Source organism: Peptoniphilus sp. KCTC 25270, from assembly GCF_021012875.1.
GTDB lineage: Bacteria > Bacillota > Clostridia > Tissierellales > Peptoniphilaceae > JAJMZJ01.
The window spans coordinates 320,573-327,298 of record NZ_JAJMZJ010000002.1; the positions used below are offsets into that span (position 1 = coordinate 320,573).

General features: G+C 40.1%; 7 protein-coding genes. 4 read left to right on the forward strand and 3 right to left on the reverse strand.

Features of this window, described 5'->3' with window-relative positions:
* The first annotated feature begins 70 nt into the window (after positions 1-70).
* The 4 genes from LQU94_RS05460 (at position 71) to LQU94_RS05475 (ending at position 3,398) form a co-directional block, all read left to right on the forward strand.
* Complete coding sequence (locus LQU94_RS05460; RefSeq protein WP_230696685.1) at positions 71-922, forward strand: LysR family transcriptional regulator; 852 nt, start codon at positions 71-73, stop codon at positions 920-922.
* A 58-nt stretch (positions 923-980) separates the two neighbouring features.
* The gene (locus tag LQU94_RS05465; RefSeq protein WP_230696686.1) at positions 981-2,213 is read left to right on the forward strand and encodes a putative DNA modification/repair radical SAM protein; all 1,233 of its coding nucleotides are present in this window, start codon (positions 981-983) and stop codon (positions 2,211-2,213) included.
* 4 nt (positions 2,214-2,217) lie between these two features.
* On the forward strand, positions 2,218-2,940 hold the full coding sequence (locus LQU94_RS05470; RefSeq protein WP_230696687.1) for a TIGR03915 family putative DNA repair protein: 723 nt from the start codon (positions 2,218-2,220) through the stop codon (positions 2,938-2,940).
* A gap of 62 nt (positions 2,941-3,002) precedes the next feature.
* Positions 3,003-3,398 carry a pyridoxamine 5'-phosphate oxidase family protein gene (locus LQU94_RS05475; RefSeq protein ID WP_230696688.1) on the forward strand — a complete coding sequence of 132 codons (396 nt, stop codon included), beginning with the start codon at positions 3,003-3,005 and terminating at the stop codon, positions 3,396-3,398.
* A gap of 70 nt (positions 3,399-3,468) precedes the next feature.
* On the opposite strand, the gene LQU94_RS05480 is transcribed toward LQU94_RS05475, so the two are convergent.
* The 3 genes from LQU94_RS05480 to LQU94_RS05490 all read right to left on the reverse strand — a co-directional run.
* Entirely contained in the window at positions 3,469-3,771 is a 303-nt protein-coding gene (locus tag LQU94_RS05480) for a CC/Se motif family (seleno)protein (RefSeq protein WP_230696689.1), read from the reverse strand.
* Between the two features lie 9 nt (positions 3,772-3,780).
* Positions 3,781-4,929 carry an MFS transporter gene (locus tag LQU94_RS05485; RefSeq protein WP_230696690.1) on the reverse strand — a complete coding sequence of 383 codons (1,149 nt, stop codon included), beginning with the start codon at positions 4,927-4,929 and terminating at the stop codon, positions 3,781-3,783.
* 751 nt (positions 4,930-5,680) lie between these two features.
* The coding region (locus tag LQU94_RS05490; RefSeq protein ID WP_230696691.1) for an S-layer homology domain-containing protein at positions 5,681-6,726 on the reverse strand (1,046 nt) is incomplete at its 5' end.

Below are 6,726 nucleotides of genomic sequence, written 5' to 3' on the forward strand. Positions count from 1 at the left end.
TCTCATAATTTATTGATAAAATATAGTTATTATTTGGAATGTATTGATAAATATTTTTTATGAGGTGACTATGGACAATCGATTGGAAACTTTTTTAATTTTATGCGAAACCATGAACTATCGTTTAACGGCAGAGCGGATTCACCTTTCTCAGCCTGCTATTACCAAACAAATCCAGTCTTTGGAGGAAGAATTTTCTTGTCGTTTCTTTTATTACGATGGGAAAAAACTCCATCGTACGGAGGAATCTTATCCTTTGGAAACCTACGCCTACAGCTTGCGACACAATTACGAAAAATTAAAAAGTCGACTTCAACAGAAGGAAGAGGGGGGAAATTTTCTGCGCATTGGTTTAACTAAGACCATTGGAGATTTTGTTTTAATAGAAGATCTAAACCGCTTTCTTTCTTCTAAGGAAAACAATGTAGAGCTTACCATTGATAATACGGAAAATTTATTGGAACTTTTGCGAGAAAATCAGAAGGATTTTTTGATTTTAGAGGGAAATTTTGATCGAACAAGATATGATTCTTATTTATTTTCTCAAGAATATTTTACGGGCATTTGCTCTTCTGCCCATCCTTTTGCCCAAAGGGAAATCCCCTTGGAATCCCTTTTTCAAGAAACCATTATTCTTCGAGAGGAGGGGTCGGGAAGCCGAAATATTTTTGTGGAGCATTTGGCTTTGTTAAACGAATCCATTCATCGATTTTCTCGCACAGTTTCCATTAGCAGTATCCACAGTATTAAAAAGTTGGTCGAAAAAAATTTAGGTATCACTTTCGCCTACGAAAATATTTTGGAACCAGGAGATGGACTTTCTACTTTTTCTGTAGAGGGAATCAGCTCCTACCACCCTTTTAATATTGTCTACTTGCCGGATACGGAAGGTTTGGCTTTGGCGCGGCAATTTTTTTCTTAAAGGCGAACATATGTTTCTTTTTTCTTGAATCTTTGGTACAATGGATTCAGGTGATACTATGAATATAGAAGAAAAATTAGGCATTTTAACCGATGCGGCCAAATATGACGTAAGTTGCTCTTCTAGTAACTCCAACCGAAAAAATCAAGGAGGAATTGGGAATGCTCACGTTAGTGGAATTTGCCATTCTTGGAGTGAAGACGGCCGTTGTATTTCCCTTTTGAAAATTCTCTTAACCAACGATTGTGTCTACGATTGCGTCTATTGCATCAATCGCCGTAGTGCTGACACGCCACGGGCAGAGTTTACCCCTGAGGAGGTCGCCCAGTTAACCATTGAATTTTACAAACGAAATTATATAGAAGGCCTTTTCCTTTCCAGTGCGGTGTCCAAAAATCCCGATGATACCATGGAAAAGATGATTCGCGTGGCGAAACTTTTGCGGAAAGTCCATCAGTTTTACGGCTACATTCACATGAAGGCCATCCCCGGAGCCAGCCCGTCCTTAATCCAAGAAATGGGATTGTACATTGATCGAATGAGCGTCAATATTGAAATGCCAACGGAATCTTCCTTAAAACTTTTGGCGCCACAAAAATCCTACGAGTCCATTTATCGGCCTATGCTTGCCATTGGGGGAGGAATTGAACAAAATGTAGCGGAACGGAAGCAGTTTCGCCAGGCGCCAAAATTTGTTCCCGCTGGGCAAACTACCCAGATGATTATTGGCGCAGCTAGGGAAGATGATTTTACGATTTTGCAACGAACCCAGTCTCTTTATGACGATTATAAGATGAAGCGAGTGTATTATTCCGGGTTCGTTCCTGCCGTTGCCTCCCCTTTGACCGAGGGAATTGTAAAACCTCCCCTTCTTCGGGAGCATCGCATTTATCAGGGAGATTTTCTTATGCGTTTCTATGGATTCCATTCTACGGAGATCCTTTCACAGAAAAATCCTTTTTTTGATTTGTATTTGGATCCAAAGGCAAACTGGGCCATTGAAAACATTCATCTCTTCCCTATGGAAATCAACCGAGCCACCTATAAAGAACTTCTACGAATTCCTGGATTCGGCCCAAAATCCGCCCAGAAAATTATTCAAGCTCGGCGATTTGCCGCCCTCTCTTACGATGGGCTAAAATCCTTAAAAATCTCAACCAAACGGGCCCGAAACTTTATTACTGTTGGAGGCGTCTATCGAGGAGGAAATTTTTCCAGCCCCGATCTTTTGCGGGAATCCATGCGAAACGCCGACCCTGACAATTATCAACAACTAAGATTTTTCAGGTGATTTTATGATCTATGAATACGACGGAAGTTTTATGGGATTTTTAACCGTAATTTTTCAGGGCTATAAACATCTATTGGATTGCAAAATCGAGCCGGAAACAGATCAGATGGTTATGGATTTTGATCGGGTTCGGATTTCCACCAATATGGAGGAGGCGAAGCGAGTAGAAAAGGGAATCAAGGAGCGATTTTCCCCTTCTTTTTTCCATTCTATTTCTGTGGCTTTTCGCTCCCACGAAGAAGAAAAAGAAGAAACCATTGCCCGAACCATTCGAAAAATGTATGCCTATGGAGAGAATTTTCTTTATAGTAGCGATGGGGATGCCGCAAAATTTTTAGGATTGGAAAAAAGCGTCTATCGCGAAGTTCACACGTATATGGGGCTTCTCCGATTTCAAGAAATCCAAGAAGGATATTTTTATGCTCCTTTTCGTCCAAAAAACCAAATTCTTGATTTGCTTTTCCCCCACTTTGTCCATCGCCTTCCCAAAGAAAAATTTATGATCCACGACGTTGGTCGGGAAATTTGCGGAATTTATGAAGACGGGCAAAAAGATTTTTTCCTTGTGGAGGATCTCCATATCCAAGGGACGGAAGAAGAAGAATTCTATCAAAAGGCATGGCAAACATTTTATGACCATATTGCCATTGAAGCTCGGAAAAACCCAAAAAGAATGATGGGACATATGCCAAAATTTCGCTGGGAATTTTTACCGGAAAGAAAATAAGTTTTCTTCCCCACTTTGGGTATGAATGAGATAAGAATATTTTTAGGAAAAAGGAGGAGTCTATGAGAGCGATTGATTTTCTAAAGGAAGCACGAGTTTTTTATATTGGTACGACAGATGGCACTAAGGGATATACACGCCCTATTGGGTTCGTTATGGATTTTGGAGGAGAGTTGGCCTTCTATTCCGATACAAGAAAAAATATTTACAAACAAATAAAAGAATATCCAAAGGTACAAATTGCAGCCATTGATAAAAAAATGAATACTTTGCGTATTGACGGAGAAGTCGAATTTATAACAGACGACGCGACGCAAAAAGCTGCTTTGGCAGAACTTCCTATGTTGGAAAATCTGGGATATTCTGTAGGAGATCCTCATTTCCAAATCTATAAACTAAAAAACCAAGAGGTTCATTTGTATGGATTTACAGGGGAAGAATTAGAAATTGAAAAATAAGAAAAAACCACTGGCTATGCCGGTGGTTTTTATTGTCTATAAAAGAGCCCTCCCATTGGAAGGCTCTCTTTTATTCTGAAATATATTCTTTTAGGTTCAAAATGGCTAAATTCTTAAATCCCAAAAACTCTTCCGTTCCGATTTCAATGGTATTGTCTACCACAGGCATAAATCTAGGAACGTGGACTTTTTTTCCTTCGCTCTCGTACATTTTGTATAGATGCTTCTGAGATTTTGGCTCTCCTTTATGAATGGAGGTTACATAAATCCCTGCCGAACCACAACAACCTCTCGTTCCAGCCTCAATATATATCTCGTCCCAACCTTTTTTCTTCATATATTCTTTCGCTTCTTCATTTATAATCACTTTCATAATTACCTCCTAAGGGGCAAAGGTCTCTTTTCTTGCCCAAATCATCAATAGAGAAACAACAAATAGGGCCAAAGCACACCAAATAACTGTTTCTATGGATTTTATACCCAAAATCATTCCTCCAAAGACAGAACCAGCCATAGAACCGAAACTAAATACACTGGACTGAATCGCATTTCCCGTTTCTCGGTCCTCAGGAATTCGGCGAGCAATGGCCGTTTGGAACAAGCTGGAAAGAGGACCGTAAGAAGCGCCCCATAAAAAGAAAGCCAGAGAATGAACCCACAAATTCCTATCCACAAACAAAAACAAAAGCATGGACAAAATCGGAAGAATTACATACAAATTAATAAAGAAATTCAACCTCTTTTCCACCCATTTTACCACCACTTGAATGGAAATAAAGGTTGCCACTCCATAAATCAGTTGAGCTACAGAAATTTTTGCCGGATAGTGAATGTGTTGAGCCAAAGGCTCTATATAGACGTAAAGGATGTAAAATCCCATCATTACAATAAAATTCGTAATTCCAATCCAAGCCATATCCCGATGGGACAACACTTGAAACAAACTCTTTCGCTCCCTTTGAATCTCTCCTGGAACCGATGGCAAAAATCGCTCCACCATCCACAAAATAAAAAGAGACAAAAGAGCAATGGCTCGAAATTCCCAACGCCAAGAAATGGAATTGCCTAAATAGGTCAAAGCCGGAACTCCTAAAAGCAAGCCAATCGGCCCGCCGGACATAATAGTTGCAATGGTACTTCCTGCCTCTTCACGAGAAACCATTTTGCTTCCATAAGCCGACATAATCGGCCAAAGAGAGCCCGATGCCATTCCCGAAAGTAGACGAAAAAACAAAATTCCCTCAAAGGATGAAAGAAAAGAAATCGCCAAATTGGAAATCCCCAAAACCGCAACAATCCATTGCAACAATCTCTTTCGATCCATTTTCATAGTCCAAGTCACAACGGGAATCGCAAAAAGAGCCGCCGCAAAAGCATACATACCAATAAAAAGCCCACCGGAAGACTCTGAAATTCCTAGATCCCTCGTCATCTGTAACAAAACTCCAGAAGGCGCCATCTCAGAAAGAATCGCAATCGTCGTCGAAAAAGCCATAATATAAAATAAATTTTTAGAAATTTTCTGTGTCAAACTGTAACCCCCTGTAAAAACGGTTTGAAAAAAGCAGAGAACACTCCGTTTCTCTGCAAGACACTTTTATTATAATACAAAAAGGCTATAGAATCACTTCTTTTTTTCTCTTTTTGCTTTTCCTTTAGAAATATCCTCTCTTTTATGTCATTTCGACTAAGAAAAAACGTCAGTTTTTTCGCATGGAGAAATCTCACCAGGGTGAGCGCAAATCTAAAACAAGGCCATTGTAACAACTAACAAAAAACACAACCCATTTGAATGAACCCGCCCTTCGCGAATCCATACCAATGCTTTTTCGCAAGAAAAAGCCACCTTCCGTAAAGCGTTAGGGTAACAAGGGTGGGGCCTAGGGGAGGGACATAGGGCGAATCGCAACGCCCTTGTCCCTCCCCTAGAAAACAAATCACAAAGAAATGAGAAAGAACGCGAAATCCACGAAGAAGAGCAGAATCAAAAATGTCCTTTTTTCTTCCACAGAGCGTCCTCCCTACCACGTCATTTCGAGGGAGCGAAGCGAGTCGAGAAATCTCACCAGGGTGAGCGTCCACCTAAGACAAAGCCCTTAGAATAACAAACGTAAAAGGGTTGTCAGATTTCTCCACTACAAAATCCCTAACGGAATTTTTCCAGTCGAAATGACATAAGTGGTGTGAAAACTCCCTTAGAATAACAGCAAAAGCCTATTTACAACAATAAAAAAGAACCTCCCATTTCGGGAGGCTCCTTTTTTAAGGAATTTTACATTCAATTATTTATTGAAAGTCAAATCTAAAATCTCTCTCCAAATTTCTTCCACTTCACCTTTTTGTACACGTACAAATCTGTGAGTGTTTGTTGCTTCGATCATGTCGTAATATCCCCAATGGTTTCCATATAGGTCAGTGAATTGACGAGCATCTTTCATCACATCAACTAATCCTCTATTGCGAACCATTCGATCAAACAAGCTATTCAATACCTTAGCAGCTTCTGCACGAGTAATATTGTTGTTTGGTTTGAAGGTTCCATCTGGATAACCGTTGATTCTTCCATTTCCGGATGCTTGATCGATCGCTGCTTCTGCCCAATGACCTTGAACATCTGCAAATGGCGCTTCTGCGTTATTTGCTTTGTCAATATTTTTAATCATTTGTGCAAATTCTGCTCTTGTGATTTGTGCATTTGGATGGAAGCTTCCGTCTGGATAACCTTGCATCAATCCCTTGGAAACAACTGCATTGATCACACTATTATACCATCCACTTGGGGTATCAGAGAAGTTTGGTGCGTTGTCATTTGATAAATCATATCCCATCAAACGAGCCAACATCGCCGCAGCTTCCGCACGAGTCATATTACCATCTGGTTGAACAGATCCATCTGGATATCCGAAGATATACGCAATATGTGTTTTAATCTCGCCAGTTTCCACTTGTTCTTTTTCACCTGTGTCAGGTTTGCTTGGAGGAATCCAAGGAGTTGAAGAACTTGCTTTCTTAACTGTTACTGGAACTATTACTTCTTCGCTAGATCCATCTACATAAGTTACCGTTACTTTTACTGTAAACTTACCTGATTTCTTACCATCTGGAAGAGTTTGTCCTGGATTAATAGTTACTTTAGATTCCTCTGGTAATCCACTTACAGCACCAATTACATCATTGTCAGTTGTTGGTACTCCAAAATCTTTGCTTACTGGAGTCACTATTGGAGTAATCCTATCTGCTTGTGCGGTTGCATCTGGTTTTGAGTCTTTGTCTTTTGGATCGGTGCCTGCAGCTTTTTCTTCTTCGTCTGTTGCTCCGTCTCCATCAT

What these genes read in the sequence shown, in the direction of transcription:
- LQU94_RS05460 (WP_230696685.1), top strand. Translation starts at nt 71, where the DNA reads ATGGACAATCGATTGGAAACTTTTTTAATTTTATGCGAAACCATGAAC.
- LQU94_RS05465 (WP_230696686.1), top strand. Translation starts at nt 981, where the DNA reads ATGAATATAGAAGAAAAATTAGGCATTTTAACCGATGCGGCCAAATAT.
- LQU94_RS05470 (WP_230696687.1), top strand. Translation starts at nt 2,218, where the DNA reads ATGATCTATGAATACGACGGAAGTTTTATGGGATTTTTAACCGTAATT.
- LQU94_RS05475 (WP_230696688.1), top strand. Translation starts at nt 3,003, where the DNA reads ATGAGAGCGATTGATTTTCTAAAGGAAGCACGAGTTTTTTATATTGGT.
- LQU94_RS05480 (WP_230696689.1), bottom strand. Translation starts at nt 3,771, where the DNA reads ATGAAAGTGATTATAAATGAAGAAGCGAAAGAATATATGAAGAAAAAA.